Genomic DNA, 19,764 nt, shown 5'->3' on the forward strand with positions numbered 1-19,764 from the left:
ACATCATAACATGAGTGCATGTCACCCTGCATAAGAAATTTGTGGAAATTTAATTTTTTTTGCTTCATTATTTCTTGTAGCTAGTCGCATTTTCCTTTGTCAGTTTTTGATAAGGTATCCAAATATATTGACTGTCTGTAATTTCGAAACCTAAACTTTCTTTTGTAATTTCACTTCCTTTTGCTAATAAAGAAGCAAGCAATACAGCAGCTTTTCCTTGATTGTCAGAATCATTCAAAACTGTACCCAGCATAGTTCCTTGCTTAAGGGCTTGCAGAGCAGGCGCTGTAGCATCTACACCTACAACAGGCATATACTTGTCACCTGTAAAATATCCAGCTTCCTTCAAAGCATCAATTGCTCCAAGCGCCATGTCATCATTGTTCGCAAAAACTGCTTCAATCTTGTCTCCTTTATCTTCCAGGAATGAAGCCATTTTTTCCTTTGCTTTTTCACGGACCCACATCGCTGTATCCTCTTCCAATTTCTCTACTCTAATACCCGCATCTTCTACTGCCTGAATCGAATATTGCGTACGAAGCTCCGCGTCCTGATGGCCAGGCTCACCTTTTAACATGACATACTGGAGCACATTATCTCCGTTCTTATCTGCCTCTGGATGACGATTCCAATAGTCCACAATAATCTGGCCGGACATCGTACCGGACTCTTCTGCCTTCGCACCGACGTAGTATACCTTATCCCATTTCTTCATATCTTCAGGCAGCGGCTCCCGATTCAAAAATACGACCGGGGTATCCTTTGCCTTCGCCTTGTCGATAATGACTCCTGCTGCCGTGCGGTCAACCGGATTAACGATCAGTGCATTCATCTTCTTCGATAAAAACGCATCGATTTTACTATTCTGTGTTGGCTGTGAATTTTGGCTGTCTGTGATATCCAGCTTTGCAATCCCACTTGCATTCTTTTCAATCGATTTACGGACAGCAATCATAAAAGTATCCTCAAATTTGTAAATTGCTACGCCGATTTTATTTGTTGATCCCCCACCGAGTCCTTCATCATTACCTTCATTTGAGCACCCTCCCAGAACAAAAGCAAGCGCTGCGGTAGCCAACATAACAGAAGCAATTTTTTTCATATGTTTGACCTCCTGGAGTAATTCTCGGTTTCTAAATTTTCTCTAAGGATACGTTTCATTATGTCTACATTTTATAATTCTGCAAATCCAAAATTCTGAGATGTTCTATTAAAATTCTAACTTACTGAAATCCGACCTATTTTACAAAAGGAAAAAGCAATTTCTGATTTTCCGGCCACAGCATGTTGTCAAGATCGATCAGCTTTGTATCTGTTGGAATTTTATCCTCCAGCTTTTCTCCATTTGCGGCCTCTACAGCAGCCCGAACAGCCAAATATCCATTGTTAAAAGGATTCTGCACAACCATTGCCTGAACGGTCTGCTCCTGTAATAGCTCCAGCATCTCGGGCGGGTTATCGAAGGTGATCATTTTTATTTTGCCACCGAAGCCCATTTCCTTGACAGCTCTTCCCGCTCCGATCGATGACTCGGCATTTAACGCCACGATACCATCAAGTCGTGGATAATTGCTCAACATTTCTTTTGTTTGGGTATACGCAACCCATTCATCTGAACCACAGTATTTGATATCGACCACTTTTATTTCCGGGAATCTGGCAATATAGTCAAGAAAACCTTCCTCCCTCTGATCAGCATTCCGAGCACCCAGTACATAATTAATAATCCCGATGTCCCCTTGTTCATTAGTAAGCTGCACTAGCCTTTCAGCTGCCTTCTGTCCTGCTTCATAATTGTTCGTCCCGACATACGTCTTCACTTTGGCAGAAGCTACTTCAGAATCCATAGAAATAACCGGAATATTATAATACGAGGTTCTGTCTGTTACTTGTCCTAATGCTTCATAATTTGAGGCCGACAAAATGATCACATCCGGTCGTCTCTCTATTGATTGCTCCATCAGTGCTATCTGACCCTTAAAATCCATTTCATTCTCAGGAGCGATAAAATTCAGTTTTACGTTGTATTCCTTAGCCGCCACCTCGGCACCCATTTTGATCGTATTCCAATAATCTCCCCAGTCACGTTTAACAATCATATCAACCACCAACACCTTGCCCTCACCCTGCAGATTAGAGCCAGATGAGCAGGATGCCAGCACAAATATGGACAACAGAAGCAGCATCAAGGTGAAAATACGACAATTTTCATTTTTTCTTCTCATTGATTACTCTGCCTCCCCTGATTGCTCAGCTCTTTCGATGGGGATTACAATTGTTACAATCGTACCCTCTTCAGGCTCACTCTCATAATGCAGTCCATAAGACGGTCCATAATAAAGGGATATCCGCTCCTGTACGTTACTTATACCAACACCAGATCCTCTCTCACTTCGGGTATCACCTGACAGTAGCCCTTTTAATGTCTTTTCATTCATACCAATCCCGTTATCACTAATTTGGAACTCCACATGATCGTCAACAATAGATGCCGAAATCTCAATGTATCCAGGTTCTGCCGATTTCTCAATACCATGATGGATCGCATTTTCAACTAACGGCTGAAGGATCAGCTTCAAAGTTAGATGTTGCAGCACTTCTTCATCCGCCTTTATCTCGTAACGGAATTTATTTTTAAATCGAATCGTCTGTATAATCAAATAATGCCGGATATGCTCTAGCTCGTCACCTATCGAAATAATATTGTTACCTTTACTAAGACTAATTCGGAAAAATCGGGAAAGCGATGTTATCGTCGTCACAACCTCTTCATTTCGGCCCATTTCTGCCATACGAGTAACCGAATTAAGCGTGTTGTACAGAAAATGAGGATTGATTTGTGATTGCAGCACATTCAGCTCGCTCTTGCGCTTGGCCTCCTGCTCTTGAATAATCTGATCCATCAGCTCACGAATACGCCGAAGCATCAAATTAAAACGTTTGGATAATTGCTCGACCTCATAAGCTCCCTTAACATAGACATTCGTTCCAAAATCGCCCTTCTCCACCATTTTCACAGATTTCTCCAGTCTTGCGATCGGCTGCGATATTTTCGCGGAAATATACAGATTGATAATTAAAATTATAGCTAATGCGACTAAAAGAAACCTATACAGAAAATCTCCAAGCTCTTGTTTTGTTGTCAAAAATTCATCTGCATAAGCGACACCGACAATTTTCCACCCGGCCGGCTTCACCTGCTGAATCGTAATGATTCGTTGCTCACCATCCATATCATCCTGATAACTGCCATAAGTATAATTAAGAACAGGCTCCAAATTTTCGTATTTTAAGCCTGCATAGATTAACTGCTGCTGCGGATGATAGACTATATTTCCTACTGCATCGATGATATATACATATCCCTTTTTCCCTAGACTGACTCTTTGGCTAAACTCATCAATCGTCCGGAAATTGATATCTATAACAAGAACGCCTTGCTTAATTAATGAATTATCACGATAAGTTATCGTCTTGCTCATGGATACGACCCAGCGATAATCCGATTTAAACAAGTTTTGAATGTGTGGAGGCGTAAATTGTAAGGCTCCAGGGTTCTGCTCCGCCGATTCGAACCAGACCTGCTCTGTTAATTTTGTGTTTTTTCGCATAGGCAGAGAAGGCGTATTATTCACGAGCTTGCCATCCTTAGTAAAAAGGGCGATAGATACGAGATCAGCCCTCGTATTTAAAATCGTCTCCAGTTGATCCCCAAGCTCCTGATCATTTCGAATATCAGATACCTGACTTACCTTAGCCTCAACTACTTCAAAAATATCCTCCATGCCCGTTACGTACAATTCGAGGTTGGAGGTTACCTGCTGAATAATCTGGCTGATTGTCAAATAAGTGTTCTCCTCAGCCGCTTTCGAGAATCGATCAAACAGTAAAGCGCTTACCAAAATAACGACCAACAGAGTAATCGTAATAGAGGAAACGGAGATCAATACCTGAATTTTACGAACATGAAACCTTTTGATAAATCCTGAAATTGCTCTCCACCATTTCATATCGTTTTCGCTCCGCCTCTATACTCTTTCGGAGATATACCAAACTTTTTGCGAAAGCAGAAGCTGAAGTAATTCGGGTCTGCAAAACCTACTTGATCAGCGATCTCAAAAGCTTTAAGATCACTCAAGCGCAGCATATTTTGCGCCGCTTCCATCCGAACGTTCATCAAATAATTGACAAAGGTCATCTTCGTCTCTTTCTTAAAAATGCTGCTGAAATATCCCGTACTTATGTGCAGGTGCTTACATACTTTTGTAATCGAGAGATCCTGTTCTCCATAATGTTTATTAATATATGCCTTTGCTTCCTCTACCAATAGGTTATAGCTGCTCTGCCGATGATAAGCTATGGAATTCTTCAGCTTCATTGACATGTTAATGAACCATGCTTTCGCCTCTTCAGCGTTAGTAAATTTCGATAGCTGAGAAAGGAAGACAACACCACCATCGAACAGCTGATCCAAATCCACGTGCACGTCCTGAGCAGCCTTTATAACCGCGGTTAGCATCATCAGTAAGTATACATGAAAATCCTGATAGCTTATCCCACTATCTATCAAGCCTGCGAACAACTCTTCGATCAGATCTGTAAGCTCTCTATCGCTCCCAACCTTCAGGCAACGGATGAGTTCTTTTTCCCTGGTCTCATCAAAAGTTATCGCAGGAAAAGGTTGAGATTCTACGTCACCTATCCAAATCACTTTATTGCTGCCCAGAATCATTCGATAATCGAGTGCTCGCTCGGCCTCTTGAAAAGAATTATACACACCCGCTATATCAGATATGGTAGAACCGACTCCAATCGTTACCGTAAGCTTCAAATAACGTTCTATACTGTATCTGATCTCTTCCAGAAGATTCAATGTAGGTGTTAAAGCATTACCCATTTCATCACTGGTAACGTTCCCATAAACGCTCAAAAGCACCACTTCATCATGGTGAATAAAAACTTTGTCTTTTGGGTTGCGATGCATAATTTCGTCAACAATATTCAGTATCGCAAACAGCTTCAGCTGTATATCCTTCGTATCTCGCAGTGAAATAGTCGCCACTTTAGTTTCTGATCCTGAATAAATATGGCCAGCACTTCCGTACGAATCGATTCGAATTACCGAAACCACATAAGCCCCGCCATGCAGATCCAGATCATAATGCTGGCACTTCTCCCGTATTTCTTGCTGCGGCAATTTTCTCGTGACGAGTGATGAGAGGAACAAGCTTTGAAGTATAGGTAGATTTTTACGATAATGCTCCGTCAGAAGCTGCACATTTTCTTTTGCAGACATTTCCTCATCCAGCTGTTTTTTGACTTTATCCAGAATGCTCGCTAGTTCACGTGCTGAAAATGGCTTCAATACGTATTCATCTATACCTAAACGAATGGCCTTTTGGGCGTATTCGAATTCTTCATAGCCGGTAAGAATAATGATTTTCGTAGCAGGATTATGTTCCCTGATCCATTCCGACAATTCCAGACCATTCATAAACGGCATTTGAATGTCTGTCACAACAACATCCGGAATGTGCTTCTCCACTAATTCAAGGGCTTCTCTTCCATTTTCAGCTGTATCCATAATCTGATATCCGAGACTCTTCCAATCAATGAGATCAAGTAATCCTTCTCTAACATCCTGCTCATCATCTACCAGAATTAACTTATACATGGAGACTACCATCCTTTTCATCGGGCTAGTTCGCAAGTCGGAATGACTATTCACCGCAATTTCACCCCGATTTTATCCTATAGACTGTCAAAAGTAAATTACTAGTATTCTTTTTCACTACCTTACCTCGACCTAAGTCCAGTTGAATTTCCGTCTTGAGACTATTCCAATATTTCACTAAAAGCGTTACCATAGTATTATCTAATGGAAATTATAACGAAAAAAGTAAATGGCGGGTTGAAAAGATGAAAAAAGACCATCAAATCTTTATATTACTAAGTAACCCTACAACGATTATTGCAAAGATGATTGGCCTATATACAAAAGCCCCGTACAACCACGCTTCCATCGCATTTGATCCTGAACTTCGGGAGTTATATAGCTTTGGCAGAAAGCATCCTATAATTCCCGTAATTGGCGGATTTATTAAGGAAGATATTCATTCCGGTTTTTTTGAGAGGGCAACTTGTGCTGTATATAGCTGTTCAGTCAGCAAAGACACTTATGATAAAATGAGGTCCTACGTCAAGCAGGTTGAAGAGAATAACGATATGTACGGTTACAATTTCCTTGGCATTTTAGGAATTGTGCTAAATTTAGAGCTTGGTGGAGAAAGATCGTTTTTCTGCTCCCAGTTCGTATGCAGCGTATTTCAAACGGCTGGTGTTCAGCTGCTAGACAAATCCGCAGGTCTGACTACTCCAGAGGATTTGTCAAACAGTTCCTATTTAAAACTGGATTTTCGCGGCAATATGGAAACGTACCGAAGAATTTATTGTTATCGCACTAATGTGGCTAGCCCAATTGACAATCATTCGTTATACATTGCAAATTAGTTGTTTATTCGTTCAGGGATTTTTAGGGATCAGCACACACCCTTACATACATCCGAACCGGAGATTATAAGACGAGTAGCTACGGAACAGCAAAGAGGGGCAGTCTTGACGGTAGTTCGTATACGTCAGGACTGCCCCTATTAATATAATTCAAACAAATTCTACAAAAGAGCTTTGCTCAATCGATAACCAAAACATGTAAAGCCATGATTCTCGTAAAATGATTTGGCGTACTTTCTACCTTCTTCTTTAGCAATAGAAACAAAGAGCTCAGAGCTTCCTCTCTCTTTACCCCAAGCTTCCGCCTTATCAATTAAACGTTCACCAATACCGGATCTGCGATGGTTTTCGTCTACTATTAGCGCGGTAATGCGCGCTACAGGATCTGTCATATCATGTGTCTGATGCATTCCAAGGAAGATTGTACCGACAACGACCCCATCCAGTTCAGCAACCAAGCTGCACTGTGTTGGATGACTCTCCAGCATCGTGAGGCGCTCTTTAAGCACACTCTGTGTAGTTGGGTAGCGAAGCTGTCTCATCAGAGATAGCATAGAAAGCACATCTTCACTGCAACTTTTACGGATTACTAACGCTGGGGCACACACCTGACTACTCAATTAGACCAATCCACCTTTAATAGATTTGCCGCTTGCTTCGCGCGGCTGCGGGCTGTTTCAACATCATCGGCTGCACTAAGTGCAACGGCCATCCGTCGACCCGGTTTACTGAGCGGTTTGCCAAATACCCGGATTTGTGTTCTTGGCAGGCTTAGTGCCTCGTTCATACCGGAAATTTGAAAATCCTCTCCTTCACGATCAGCTTTTAGAGTAGCTGATGCACCGGGAGTCAACAACTGCACAGACGGAATTGGAAAACCTAAAATAGCACGAACATGAAGTGCAAATTCCGACATATCCTGCGTCACCATCGTGACCATACCTGTGTCATGCGGTCTAGGGGATACTTCGCTAAAAACGATACCGCCTGTGGTCACAAACAACTCCACCCCAAACAGCCCATACCCTCCCAGTGCATCGGTAATTTTCTTCGCGATAGATTCTGCCTCGCTCAATTGCTCTGGACTCAGAAAATGAGGCTGCCATGATTCTACATAGTCACCATCCTTCTGAATATGACCAATCGGTGGGCAGAAAATAGTTCCGGACGCAGAACGAACCGTTAACAATGTAATCTCACTGACAAACGGCACAAAAGATTCTACGATTACTCGCATCTTCTTCGCTCTTGCCCCTTCCAGAGCAGTATTCCAGCAAGAAGCAACATCCTCCTGCCTTCTACATACACTTTGACCTTTGCCAGACGAACTCATCAACGGTTTAATTACACAGGGAACTCCAATTTCCGCTACAGCGGCCTCAAGCTCCTCTAAACTATTCGCAAAAAGATACTTGGCGGTTGGTAATCCAAGTTCTTCGCTTGCGAGCCTACGAATGCCTTCACGGTCCATCGTCAGCAATGCTGCCGTTGCCGTAGGAATGACTTTAAAACCATCCTTCTCCAACTCGACTAGAACTGAAGTTGCTATGGCTTCAATTTCAGGGACGATCAGGTCCGGTGAAATTTGTAGGATGAGTGATTTCAGTGCCTCACCATCTAACATATCAAGCATAAATGATTCATGCGCAACACCCATTGCAGGCGCATTCTCATAGCGATCAACGACAATTGTCCGCACACCTAAACGCTGTGCCTCGATGACCACCTCTTTACCAAGTTCTCCGCCGCCAAGCAGCATAATGCTCTTGGCGTATTTCGATACAGGAGCACCCCACATGAGTATTGAAATCCCCCTTGTTATTGAGTTGATCTTTTTCTATTTTCAGGTTTTATGACGAATAAAGCAAGTACCTGTCGACGAATTTATCTAAAATTGCAGAAAAAGTTACAAAAAAACGAAACTGTGCGGTTATAGTACCCTGGTAGTCTTCCTTATATTGCATCTATTGTTCAAACGATCCAATCTTATTAATTGCTCCGTGCTCTAAAACAATAATTTCTTATACATCACAAAAGGTAAGAGCAATATTTAATGACGCTGTGTCAAAAGGTCAGACGGCAGCTGTTAGTACAGAGTAGCGGAAAAAACTTCCCTTGTTTGTTGAAAATGTAATATTTATAGGAAAATAAAGGAAGTACTTTCCCTTATTCCTACCGTAACTGCTCCAAAATGCAGAAAAACAGTAGATTAGCAACAAAATAGCGGAAATAACTTCCCTTACTTTATGAGAATGGATTATATATAAGGCAATAAAGGAAGTATTATCCCTTAATCCTAGCGTTACTGTTCCAACAGCCCTTTGTACAATTCCATCAATCGATCAGTAATACTGCTCCACATTTCTTCGTCCTCATTATTATCCGTAAGGGCTGACATCCCTGCTTCCCATTCATCCCACTCTGCTTCAAAAAGAGATGCTATGCTAGCAAATCTGCGAGCCATCTCCATACGATAGTAACTATAGAGCTTGGCTCCAGATTGCTCTACCGCCTGTTTGACCTCAGCTTCAAGATGATTGCCTAATACATCTCGAAGACGTTGTTTTCCTCCACCTTCGAAGAAGGCTTTAGGATTTTTGAAGTATGTGACATAATCGCTGCTTATTAAGCTATGGTCTAGCATCCCTTCCGCTATTTCTGGAGTAGCCCACGCCTCAGATAATTCAATAGATAGCGGCGGGTACAGGCTGAGCTCTTTGCTTAAGCTGACGATCCATTCCTTGGTTTCATCACTGAGCATACTCTGACATTTCGTCTCCATTCTCAGCGATGTAGCCTGAATTTCACGGGATAGCTCAATGGACAGCTGAGCTAAGTAGCCATGGAACGTTGCTGCAAATTTCCGTTTCATATCACCGCCGGTTTCCTGCAGCAAGGAAGGATGGAAATATTCATGGTACCGGTCATTAGCCAGATACAGCAGGCGTTGACGAACATGAAATAATAGCTCGTCGATTTCCTGATCAATCTCAGGAGTTTTGTTACACTGTGATAATAAGACCAGCTTTTCGCCATATTTCTGTCGATTATCGTAAAGGGTTTGACGCTGACGTATCGTATCTTCTTGACCTTGTGCCAGCAGAGAGCGCCGCTGCTCAGCACGGTCTATCCATTTCCTCAGATCGTTTGCGGCAGACTTAATGGTGAGTCCAGCTAATTCCTTATCGATAAAATTCAAGAAGCTGTCTTCAAATCTGGTAAAACCGGAATCTTCAAGACGTTCTGAATCATTGCTCCTTTTAGCCTCAAGCGCGGTATGGCTGGAAACCCCGTATATTTGTGGCGATTCAATACCTGCTCCTCGCAAACCATCCTCGACGTGATTTATGACTGACTCCAATTCCTGAGGTGTAGAGGCAAGATCAGACGCGTTAACGATAAAAAACATCTTATCAAGTGCAAAGCTTCCCTTAACACGACCGAGATGAGCGAGAAACTGCCGGTCTGCTCTAGAGAAGGCATGATTGTAATATGTTACGTACAGCAAAGCATCACAGTTTTTCATATATTGGAACGTAACTCCAGTATGGCGGGCATGAATGGAATCCGCTCCGGGTGTATCCACGATGACGATCCCTTGTTCGGTTAACGGACAGGAATAATACAAATCCACGCTATCCACAAAACAGGCCATACTCTCTTCTGCTACGTATGGTGCAAAATGCTCCAGCTTGACTGTCTCCTTCTCGCCTAAACGAGCAGCATTCATTTCCCAACCCGCAGCCGCAGCCTTCAGGAAGCTGTAATGCGCCCTGCCCGCTGATGGGATATCGCTCGCTTTTAGCCTGCCTACATCCTTCTGCCAGCTTCGGGAATTCCAAGCCCCAAGCTGAAGCGAGTCAAAAGAATACGCAAGATCATTCTCCAGCGCATCCTGTGATTTGAACGTAATCACAGCATGACCATGCGGGATGCCATCCACAGGGGCAAGGATGCGATTGATCGCCGCAGTCGTTGGATGCGGCGATACAGGCAATACCTGAGCCCCAAGCAGGGCGTTGGCGAAGGAGGATTTGCCTGCGCTGAACGCACCGAACAGCGCAATAGTGAATCGACCGGCGCGCAGACGAGTCGCGCGGTCGGTAAGCTCACGTACACCCGACCCCAAGGACGGGTACGGAGCCAGCTCTGCGGCTGCGGCTTCCAGCACAGCGGCCGCAGCCTTTAGCCGCCCCCGGCCAGGAGCCGGGGCGGCTTCGCCGCGCCGCTGCGCGCTGCCCAAGCCTTCGGCTGGGGCAGGCGCCTGCGGCGCCGCTGCCGCCGGGCCCGGCTGGGGCCGCGGCGGCAGTGCCGGCACGTCCCTCACCTCCGGCAATATGCCGGGAGGGAGGGACGGCGGCGCGCCGAGCAGCGCGTGCAGCTGCGCCGCGCGCTCGCGGGCTGCGGTGCGGAGCGCATGCGCGCGCTCCGCTGCCGCGGCCCTCGCCAGCAGCTCTTGCTGCTGCATGGCGAGGGCTCCCTGCGCCTCAGCAAGGCGAGGCGCAAGCACCTCCAGCAGCCCGTCGGCTAGCGACAGGGCTGCGCGGCGATAGCGGCCGGATATTTCGGCCGCAACATCGGCGGAGTAGCGGAGCGTATACTCGCCGGACACAACCGCCCCTGCCCGCGCCGGGCCGGTAATCCACGACTCTTCGCACCGCGGAAGCTCCGCATCCATCCGGTGCTCCCAATCCGGGCCCCAGACTCCATGTGTTTTGCCGAATTTACGTAGTAAATCCCTGACATGCCAATCTAATTGAGCCGATGTCTGTTCCTTAAGCCTTTCAAGAAATTCGACCTTACGTTTGTCTTGTTCGCGCCCAGTTTTCCCTTTTTGAAACAACAAACCTGTCTTAAACCCCGGCTGTCTGCTCTCTAGAAAAAGTTGGGCCGCTTCACGCAGTCCAGGAGTCATCAACTGCACACTACCAAGTAGCGAATCCAAATCATCTGCCAATTTCTTGCGCAAAAAGTCTCGTTGACTCCCGTTCTCACCTAATTGAAGCTGCAGTTCTCTTAGCTCTTTATGTATAGATTCTAGATTGTCCTCTCCTCCAGCATTTTGCATACAGTTTTCATATTCCATCGTCTCATCAGCCTGTATTCTCTCTAAAAATTGCTCAACCCCATGCTGAAGAGAACGGGCGATACTATACTCTAACAAACCCCTTTGTTGCTTCAAAAGAAAAGTTACGGTATCCCTCAAGCTGTCCAACATATTCAAAGGATGCTCTGACTCTTTTAGAGAAATATAAAAAATCCCGGCCGAACCTATACCCCATAGCTCAAACGCCGACTCTACCGAGCTCCGATAAGTATCGAAGGATAACTCCTCTTCCCTATGCTTATCGATTTGATTAACAACCAAATATAAAGGCTTGCCCCAATCAGCCAGCACTTTAGCAAACGTAAGATTGCTCTCTGACAGGACATGATTATAATCCATTACATAAAACACTACATCAGCCAAATGTAATGCTGAATTTGTAGCCAGGGCATGTGCAGCATCTCCGGAATCTACTCCCGGCGTATCCAGTAGCACTCCGTTTTTCTCTAATAACGGAATGTCATCCCATATTTCAATCATCGAATACATCGTTCCATCTCGACAGTATTGGTCCATTTGCTCGCTTGAGACAGCGATTTTCCCATCGTTGGAAATCAATCCACCATCCTCTGATGCCTCATGCATATTGCCTGGGGTTAACAGCACTTGACGCTTTCCGTTGCGCAACGCTGCTACATTGGCTGTCGTAGGCATTGGTCCAGAAAGGAGGACGCCCCTTCCACACAAATTATTAATTAGACTTGATTTCCCCGCGGAAAAATGACCGCAGAATGAGAGTGTCAATTCATCTTTAGACAGCTTATCCAACAAATCATGAATTTCCAGACTGGCAATGTCATCATCATAAGAAGCATACCAACGCCCCATCTCTGCAAGCTGCTCTTGCAAATGACTTCGACCACTTGTAGACACCCTGTTCATTCTGTTACACTCCTTCTCTCCGAACTTCATCGACGTTTGCTAACAACCCGGAAAGCCCTATCTTGAATTAAATTAATTTCGATAAATTATTTAAAATTTTGACTTTTCCCTATGAAATATATCCATTTTACCCTACCTGATACTGACTTGAAAGTAGTCATCTGCAATTCCTTTAAGTTGTGCATACCTTATTGACTATAAAGCAAGGTCATAATATAGAGTTTTTCGGACATAGGAGGTCTTATGTAACCTGATCGGTTCTCATCTAAATTAGCTTAATAAAAAAAATCGGCTATTGGATGATCACTACATCCAATAGCCGATTCTAGTACTTACATATTACAATGAAGCAGGAGCTGCTTCGGAAAAGTCAAGGTCACCCTCTGAAGGAATCAAAATTTCAAATACTTTACCGTGCTGCAAAATCATAACGCCTTTATCACGGTCCTTCATTACAACAACCTCTGGTTTAACAGACATACGTTCCAAATAATGAGCAGGGACCTCACCAGAGTCACTAACCAGAATACCTTCCAGCTCTTGCTCATCATTTTCCTTCAAATCAATTTCCATCACCTTTTCAAATACATCTGAAAACATTTCAAAATTGTCCGTATACACAGAAATACATTTCATGAAGTCTTCTCATCCTCTACTATCGGTTTCTTTTTCTTTTTGTGTCACTAACTTCTATCTTTACTGACTTGTGACCTTTTCATACGTTTCTTGCCTTCACGGCAAACATCAAGAAGCGGGCATACCTCACAATTCGGGTTCTGGGCCTTGCAGTGATATCTGCCGAAAAAGATCAATCGATGATGCGTTTGTGTCCACTCTTCTTGTGGGATACGCTTCATCAATTTCTTCTCGACCTCCAGAACGGAATCAATCCAGCCAGCCAGACCGAGCCGCTTGCTGACACGCTCCACGTGCGTATCTACAGCAATGGCAGGCACACCAAAAGCATTTGATACGACAACATTTGCGGTTTTTCTCCCTACCCCTGGAAGCTTGACGAGCTCACTATGCTCATTTGGCACTTCACCGTCATACTGATGTATCAAAATTTGACACAGGTTGTGGATATGCTTGGCCTTACTTCGGAACAGTCCTATCCTGCGAATGTCCTGCTCCAGCTCTTCCAAAGGGACGGAGATATAGTCTTCAGGAGTTTTATATTTCTTGAATAAATCGACCGTCACCTTGTTCACCGTAGCGTCCGTGCATTGCGCAGATAGCAAGACCGCAATTGTAAGCTCGAAAGCATTGCTATGGTTCAACTCGCAATGAGCATCAGGGAACATTGCAGCAATCGTATCCAGAATATGACGAACCGCAGCTGCATTCATACTCCTATACCCCACTTTCTTTGAAGCACTGCTTCACCATTAAGATCGTCTCAACAGCAGGCTTATTCAGCAATACATCATCGCTCAAAACAGAGCACGCGCGTTTCCTTGAACCCTGATTCTGTATCCTCTTCAAAAAAACCGTCTCGACCGGGAATGATCCCGTATCAAGACGGTTATTCGCACGAAAACGATTATTGCTTCTCTACCTCAACTAGCTTGTCGCCAATGAAATACAGAACAATTTTATCATTTTCTTTGAGTGATTGCACGGATAATGTAGTGTCACCTTGGTGAATATATGTTTCTGGTGTCACAACAAATCTGTAATTGCTGTCTGTCAGGTCGGAACGAAGCACTATAATTTCTTTCGTAGTACCATCATAACGAGAAAATTTCCGTTCCAAAGGTGCAAGAACTTTAATGATTAAAGTACCATCTGTACCTTTACGAATCTCAACATGATCTGAAGTAGTCAGGTTGGTTACACCTGTGCTGACAGAGCTGCCGCGTACTACTTTGACCCCATTAGCCAGCGAAAAGGATTCCTGCGAGCCAGTAAATGGTTTCACTGTTACTGTTGAACCGTCCACATTTGTTACCTTACCCACTGTGAGCTTCACCACTTGTACAGAAGCAGCAGTGTTACCGTAAAAAGCTACATTGATAGTTTGTCCTGTCTGAATATCAGACACTTTAATTGCATTGCCATTTTCAGATAGTAAAGCAGCTTTATCTACATAAAAATCACGGGTGATTCCTTCAGACACTGCTCTAATACGGCTCTTTGAGGTATCAACAGATACTACTTCAAATTGAATAGCGGATTTAACAGCTAGTGTCAGAATTGCATCCTGATTAGTGCTAAGTATTGCAGTGACAGGATCTCCGACTTTCAGATCTGCAATAGTTGCTGTGCCTTTACCATACAATTCAATAGGTGGCGTATTCCCCTGATATGGCAGGGTTACATTTTCACCGTTACTAAGCTTGATAACCATTTTTTTGTTGTTCGTATCCGTTGATACATAAGTTCCCTCATACTTATAAATAACTTGCAGCGACAAAACTCGTTCGCCGATATGCGTCATACTAATACGTCTTCCCTCTGTCAGCAAAGATTCTGCACCAGATAGAGTTGGGGTTGCCGAGTTATATTCAACTTTGGTTTTTTCATCCACCGTAAAGGTTTGAACCTTTTTGGATGAATCCACAACAATTAAAGCCTTGTATTTGGGCTCATATTTTACAACCGTCAAGTCGGATGATTGCTCGGATTGCCGTCCGGTTACAACAATTTTTGTAATTTGATCACTTGTGTTAATAGTAAGCTCAACTTTGTCGCCGCCCTTAACATCAGCGATCAAATCCTCCAGCTTTGGCTCAGCAATACCGCTAATTACGATACTTGGCTTATCAGCCAGCTCCTTAATTTCTGCTTTCCCGGATGAATTAACATAACTGAGCAGCTTGCTGCCTTCAACACTAAGTAAAGTACCTGTTACAGTACGCTCCATGGCTTGCGTGATTTCGAGTCTAGTAATGACATTATTCTCAACCGAGTATTTTACCGTTGAACCACTCTGAATTTCCCCGGCATTATCGAGCAATTGGTTCTGGTAGAGAAGAATTGAAGCATCGTCATATTTGAATGACTCTACATTACCTGAAGCATCCTTAATACTAATATTTTTTGTACTCAAGTTAATAGAGTCAACAGTACCATTACCTGATTTGTTCACAATCGCTGATTTAACTTGAATAATGATCGGCTTCTTCTCAGCAGTATAGGTCTCCCGCTTAACAATCAGTGTACTGTCCTTAGTCAAACTATCAACGCTGATAGGATTACCGTTCTGATCAATGAAGCTTGTGTTCGCATCATAGGTGTATGTCACTGAATCATTATTGACCAGTAGCAGCAATCGGTTGCCAGTTAATTTAGTAAGAAGTGTTCCCTCAGTACTTTCAAGCTGTGGTTTCGCATCTCTTATCTCTACATAGGCTGCAGCACCTACCTTATCTACAACCAGAGCTTTAGTATACAATTGCAATGCGCTCTTCGAAATCTTGGCCTCGGAGTCTTTGGTAAAGTACACCGAACGAGAGTCCAGGTTGTAGCTCTTCGTCGTGCCATCAGCAAACAAGGTTATTTTGTTATCGGTCAATTCTGTAACGATACCTTCAACTACATTGTTATAACCCGGAGTAACATATTCACCACCACGGCTAAAAAATGTAGCAAGTTGAGCGCGCGTTACTTTGCCAAGAGGATCAAAGCGATTTCCTTCAATACCTTTTGTTAATTCCAGTTGTACTGCTACGTTTACATAACCGCGAGCAGATGCGGTAATTGTGTTTTGATCGGAGAAGCCTGTAGAAGCTCCAGCGGCAGCCTTAGCTTCAGTCTCCTTGCCTAGCGAGCGAACCAACAGTTTAGCAATCCATTCACGGCTAGCTTTCTTCTCACCCCATGACTCTTTAGCGCCAGTTGCTGCAATTTCCTCAGTTTTGTTTATCAAATTTTTCTTGACAGCAAGCTCCAAATAAGGTTTAAAGTAATTGCCCACTTTAAGCTCTGTTGGAGTATCTGTGCCACTGCCTAGCTCCGAATTCAGATTCATGAACCGAATGGCCATAGTGATGGCTTCCTGCTGAGTAACACTATCTCCAGGACGGAATTTCCCGGCATCACCGAGTAAAATACCTTCGGCTGCAAGCTTGTATATATGCTTTTCAGCCCAAAAACCATCCTTAACATCACTAAAAATTAACGCCGTAGATCCTGTTTGATTAGCAGTAACTGCCGGTTGGCTCTGATCAGCAAAAACCGCTGCTCCACCACTCATACACATCGCCGTCACTAACATGGTAGAGACTGCCTTTTTTGCGCTGCGTCTATAACTACGTTTATAAGATGACATTATAATTCTCCCTTTCTGAAAAAAGATCTCCTACCTATGTTCGACAGACAGTATGATAGTTCCTCCATTTCAGATTAATTTCGTGTCATAGGATGTTCCAGCTCTTCATGCCCCATCAAGGTATCCATCTGCTGTCCATCTACGAGAAGCTCAATCGATTGAACCTCGGAAAATTGGAACATTGTTTTCTTCAGAGCGTCCAGAGCTAATACCTCGCCCCCTGCGCCAAGCCGTGCTTCATCGGGAAGCGTAATATCAATCGTTAAAGCCCCATCTTTAAGAACGGCTGAATGGAAGTTGACCTTCCCCCACAACGGGAACAAATCAGGGTTACTACTGCTTTGAAGTGATTGCAATGCAGTAATATATTTATCTTTCTTTTCTTTATATGTGATCTCTTTAGCTTCCTTCACAAGCTCCATCATTTGATCATCTGTAAAATAAACCTCGATTGATTGAGTAATCTTATCTTCAGATTTATCACTATTGTTACTACTATTACTTCCGGTATTGGAACCATTGTTAGAACTATTCTGTTCAGGAGTAATTGGCGATGAATTATTGCCATTACCATTTACATTTGTCTCACTTTGTTGTTCTGGTGTAGGAGCAGCACTTTGAGGCTTTTGTCCACAGCCAGCGCTTATTGCAAGCAGGAGAACCAGCATCCCTGAAATCCAGATCTTTCTGTTCATGACCCATTCCCCTTTACTCTTTATTGTACACTCTGGTTGATTTCATTTAAGAGCTACATTCCAAGATACTCTTTGATCCCTTTCGCAATTCCTTCAGCAACACTGTTCTGAAAGTCTTCGGTAAACAGCACAGCATCATCTTTACTATTACTTAAATATCCGCATTCAAGAAGGACAGCAGGCATTGTAGTTTCGCGGGTGACATGGAGACTTTTGGTACGAACCTTGCGATCGCTAAGACCAGAGGATTGTACAAGATATTTATGCATCACATTTGCAAGAGCGAGGCTATCACTTTTCGTATAATAAGTCTCTACCCCACTAGCAGTAGCTGAACCGGCGTTCGCATGAATGGAAATAAAAATATCCGCATTTATACTATTTGCAAGCTTTGCTCGTTCCTGCAGCGTTGGATAAGTATCACTATCACGAGTCATCACAATCTCAATATTTGGTTCATTTTCAAGCAACTTTTCGACTTTTAATGCAACAGCCAGATTAAAATCCTTTTCCTTCTTCTTGGTAACACTGCTTGCACCTGGATCACTTCCACCATGCCCAGCATCAATAACTACCAATTTGTTGCCGTTACCAGAATTGTCATTCGAATCGGCATTCAAATCTACTATAATCAATCCGTCATTGTTATTAATTAAAGTGTAGTTTTTAGCATTGTTCATATCAATGACAACCCTGATAGTAGAAGGATTGTTATTAAAAAGCGCATAGCGAACTTTAGATACGTCAGGATAATCCGTCACATCAAAAAAGCCATTCATCGTGCTGTCCAGTGACTGGTTGCTCGAAAAAGCACTCGCGAACTGAGTATAAGGCAAATCAACTACGAGCCGATTTGGCTCTGACATTTTGAAAATATTAGGCTTCACGTTCTTGTCAACAGCGATCATTAATTGATTGTTATTGAAAGAAATCCCGGAAACATTGGCTAAATTCGCCGTATCATTTACATTCGAATCAGAACCAGAACCATCAGAACCACCATTGTTATTTCCGGAACCATTGTCTGAACCAGAATCTGGCGAGGTCAAATATACCGTTTTCGACGTATTTTCCCAACCAACACTCAGACCCATTTGTTCGCTGACAAAACGAATTGGAACAATTACCGTATCCGTCATTAATTTTGGGGCTACAGGCAAACTAACCTTATTCCCGTTTACTGTTGCCGTGCTCTGATTCACGACCAATTTCAATTCTGTATCGGACTGCTGTATGGTTACCGTGCGCGTCTTTGTATCCCAATCGACGTTAAAACCCAGCTCCTCTACGACGACACGAATAGGAATCATTACATTTCCACTCATGTTCTGAACCTGTGCATTTTTAGACAATTCTAACGCTTTACCATCCAAATAAATGCCAGTGCCACCTCCGGCGGCATGTCCAATTTGAGGGAATAAGAACATGACCATGACTAAAAACATAAAACCCATCCAACTACTTTTTTTCATCCGTCACCCCTACCATCCTAGTATTTTGAATCATGATATCCCGAAAAAAAAATAAGCCTATGGGCCATCATCAGACGACATATTAGACGTACAAATGCCTTAAAAGTTGCGATATTATGCCATTTTTCTTCTCATAAATTTCTACTTCATGAAAATTTACGACAAAAAAAAGACCCTCGATTATTATTCGAGGATCATTTACTTAGATCAACTAATTATTTCTTAATAGGATGTTCCAGCTCGACATGTCCCATTAAAGTATCCACTTGTTGTCCATCTACAGTCAACTCGAGCTGCTTTACTTCGTCAAATTGGAACATCGTTTGTTTGAGGGCATCAATCGCCAGTGACTCACCACCGGCACCTAGTCTGGCTTCGTCCGGTAACGTTATATCCACAGTAACTTGACCATTTGAAAACGCAGCCGATTTTAAAACAACTTTTTGCCATAATGATATTTTACCCTGCTCTGGTGTCTGAAGCGCCCCAAAAGCTTTTTCATATTTTTGGGATTCATCAACAAAAGTAATTTGGCGTTCTGCCGATTGCAGCTCCATTAAGTCATTATCTGTAAAATAAACTTTTATAGATTGTTTAATCTCATCAGGAACAGCATTATCTTTGTTAGTATCATCGGTAGCATCTACCGTTTGATTACTGTCCGTTCCTGTATCAGGTGCTGCTGTCACTGGATTTTGAACTACCTGGTCTGGAGACTCATTTGAGCCATTTGGAGCGGCTTGCGGCTTCTGACCGCACCCGGCAATAATGACAACAAGCAGCAATAACAATCCTGCAATCCATTTTCTATTCATTGAACTTCCC

The 19,764-nt window shown here is 43.3% G+C and carries 14 protein-coding genes; 1 reads left to right on the forward strand and 13 read right to left on the reverse strand.

Features of this window, described 5'->3' with window-relative positions; genetic code table 11:
- Positions 1 to 67: 67 nt before the first annotated feature.
- From BLS49_RS10545 to BLS49_RS10560, 4 genes are all read right to left on the reverse strand, one after another.
- Complete coding sequence (locus BLS49_RS10545) at positions 68 to 1,102, reverse strand: galactose ABC transporter substrate-binding protein (protein WP_091229495.1); 1,035 nt, start codon at positions 1,100 to 1,102, stop codon at positions 68 to 70.
- Between the two features lie 136 nt (positions 1,103 to 1,238).
- The gene (locus BLS49_RS10550; RefSeq protein ID WP_091229497.1) at positions 1,239 to 2,225 is read right to left on the reverse strand and encodes a substrate-binding domain-containing protein; all 987 of its coding nucleotides are present in this window, start codon (positions 2,223 to 2,225) and stop codon (positions 1,239 to 1,241) included.
- 3 nt (positions 2,226 to 2,228) lie between these two features.
- The gene (locus tag BLS49_RS10555; RefSeq protein ID WP_091229499.1) at positions 2,229 to 4,010 is read right to left on the reverse strand and encodes a sensor histidine kinase; all 1,782 of its coding nucleotides are present in this window, start codon (positions 4,008 to 4,010) and stop codon (positions 2,229 to 2,231) included.
- Positions 4,007 to 5,674 (reverse strand): response regulator, encoded by a 1,668-nt coding sequence (locus tag BLS49_RS10560; RefSeq protein ID WP_091229501.1) that lies wholly within the window; start codon positions 5,672 to 5,674, stop codon positions 4,007 to 4,009. Before BLS49_RS10560 ends, BLS49_RS10555 begins: the two co-directional genes overlap by 4 nt.
- Positions 5,675 to 5,919: 245 nt before the next feature.
- On the opposite strand from BLS49_RS10560, the gene BLS49_RS10565 reads away from it, so the two are divergent.
- Positions 5,920 to 6,510 (forward strand): C40 family peptidase, encoded by a 591-nt coding sequence (locus BLS49_RS10565; protein ID WP_091229503.1) that lies wholly within the window; start codon positions 5,920 to 5,922, stop codon positions 6,508 to 6,510.
- 161 nt (positions 6,511 to 6,671) lie between these two features.
- Here BLS49_RS10565 and BLS49_RS10570 read toward each other — a convergent pair whose 3' ends face one another.
- From BLS49_RS10570 to BLS49_RS10610, 9 genes are all read right to left on the reverse strand, one after another.
- Positions 6,672 to 7,130 carry a GNAT family N-acetyltransferase gene (locus BLS49_RS10570; RefSeq protein ID WP_091229505.1) on the reverse strand — a complete coding sequence of 153 codons (459 nt, stop codon included), beginning with the start codon at positions 7,128 to 7,130 and terminating at the stop codon, positions 6,672 to 6,674.
- Positions 7,127 to 8,308, reverse strand: a complete 1,182-nt coding sequence (gene purT, locus BLS49_RS10575; RefSeq protein WP_091229508.1) for a formate-dependent phosphoribosylglycinamide formyltransferase — start codon at positions 8,306 to 8,308, stop codon at positions 7,127 to 7,129. Before purT ends, BLS49_RS10570 begins: the two co-directional genes overlap by 4 nt.
- A 504-nt stretch (positions 8,309 to 8,812) precedes the next feature.
- A complete protein-coding gene (locus BLS49_RS10580) occupies positions 8,813 to 12,499 on the reverse strand; it encodes a dynamin family protein (protein ID WP_175471375.1) in 3,687 nt (1,228 codons plus the stop codon).
- 339 nt (positions 12,500 to 12,838) lie between these two features.
- Positions 12,839 to 13,135, reverse strand: a complete 297-nt coding sequence (locus BLS49_RS10585) for an NAD/NADP transhydrogenase alpha subunit (protein WP_091229517.1) — start codon at positions 13,133 to 13,135, stop codon at positions 12,839 to 12,841.
- A gap of 47 nt (positions 13,136 to 13,182) precedes the next feature.
- Complete coding sequence (gene nth, locus BLS49_RS10590) at positions 13,183 to 13,848, reverse strand: endonuclease III (RefSeq protein ID WP_091229521.1); 666 nt, start codon at positions 13,846 to 13,848, stop codon at positions 13,183 to 13,185.
- A gap of 194 nt (positions 13,849 to 14,042) precedes the next feature.
- Complete coding sequence (locus BLS49_RS10595) at positions 14,043 to 16,772, reverse strand: S-layer homology domain-containing protein (RefSeq protein ID WP_091229525.1); 2,730 nt, start codon at positions 16,770 to 16,772, stop codon at positions 14,043 to 14,045.
- A gap of 74 nt (positions 16,773 to 16,846) precedes the next feature.
- Positions 16,847 to 17,467, reverse strand: coding sequence for a GerMN domain-containing protein (locus tag BLS49_RS10600; protein ID WP_091229528.1), 621 nt, complete (start codon positions 17,465 to 17,467; stop codon positions 16,847 to 16,849).
- 53 nt (positions 17,468 to 17,520) lie between these two features.
- On the reverse strand, positions 17,521 to 18,939 hold the full coding sequence (locus BLS49_RS10605; protein WP_091229531.1) for an N-acetylmuramoyl-L-alanine amidase family protein: 1,419 nt from the start codon (positions 18,937 to 18,939) through the stop codon (positions 17,521 to 17,523).
- Positions 18,940 to 19,154: 215 nt separating this feature from the next.
- Complete coding sequence (locus tag BLS49_RS10610) at positions 19,155 to 19,754, reverse strand: GerMN domain-containing protein (RefSeq protein ID WP_091229534.1); 600 nt, start codon at positions 19,752 to 19,754, stop codon at positions 19,155 to 19,157.
- Between the last annotated feature and the right edge of the window lie 10 nt (positions 19,755 to 19,764).

The organism is Fontibacillus panacisegetis (assembly GCF_900102215.1).
In the GTDB taxonomy this organism is placed as follows: domain Bacteria; phylum Bacillota; class Bacilli; order Paenibacillales; family Paenibacillaceae; genus Fontibacillus; species Fontibacillus panacisegetis.

Bases quoted from the DNA above. Each gene is read 5' to 3' on its own strand.
- BLS49_RS10545 (WP_091229495.1), bottom strand. From the start codon at position 1,102: ATGAAAAAAATTGCTTCTGTTATGTTGGCTACCGCAGCGCTTGCTTTT.
- BLS49_RS10550 (WP_091229497.1), bottom strand. From the start codon at position 2,225: ATGAGAAGAAAAAATGAAAATTGTCGTATTTTCACCTTGATGCTGCTT.
- BLS49_RS10555 (WP_091229499.1), bottom strand. From the start codon at position 4,010: ATGAAATGGTGGAGAGCAATTTCAGGATTTATCAAAAGGTTTCATGTT.
- BLS49_RS10560 (WP_091229501.1), bottom strand. From the start codon at position 5,674: ATGTATAAGTTAATTCTGGTAGATGATGAGCAGGATGTTAGAGAAGGA.
- BLS49_RS10565 (WP_091229503.1), top strand. From the start codon at position 5,920: ATGAAAAAAGACCATCAAATCTTTATATTACTAAGTAACCCTACAACG.
- purT (WP_091229508.1), bottom strand. From the start codon at position 8,308: ATGTGGGGTGCTCCTGTATCGAAATACGCCAAGAGCATTATGCTGCTT.
- BLS49_RS10580 (WP_175471375.1), bottom strand. From the start codon at position 12,499: ATGAACAGGGTGTCTACAAGTGGTCGAAGTCATTTGCAAGAGCAGCTT.
- BLS49_RS10585 (WP_091229517.1), bottom strand. From the start codon at position 13,135: ATGAAATGTATTTCTGTGTATACGGACAATTTTGAAATGTTTTCAGAT.
- nth (WP_091229521.1), bottom strand. From the start codon at position 13,848: ATGAATGCAGCTGCGGTTCGTCATATTCTGGATACGATTGCTGCAATG.
- BLS49_RS10595 (WP_091229525.1), bottom strand. From the start codon at position 16,772: ATGTCATCTTATAAACGTAGTTATAGACGCAGCGCAAAAAAGGCAGTC.
- BLS49_RS10600 (WP_091229528.1), bottom strand. From the start codon at position 17,467: ATGAACAGAAAGATCTGGATTTCAGGGATGCTGGTTCTCCTGCTTGCA.
- BLS49_RS10605 (WP_091229531.1), bottom strand. From the start codon at position 18,939: ATGAAAAAAAGTAGTTGGATGGGTTTTATGTTTTTAGTCATGGTCATG.
- BLS49_RS10610 (WP_091229534.1), bottom strand. From the start codon at position 19,754: ATGAATAGAAAATGGATTGCAGGATTGTTATTGCTGCTTGTTGTCATT.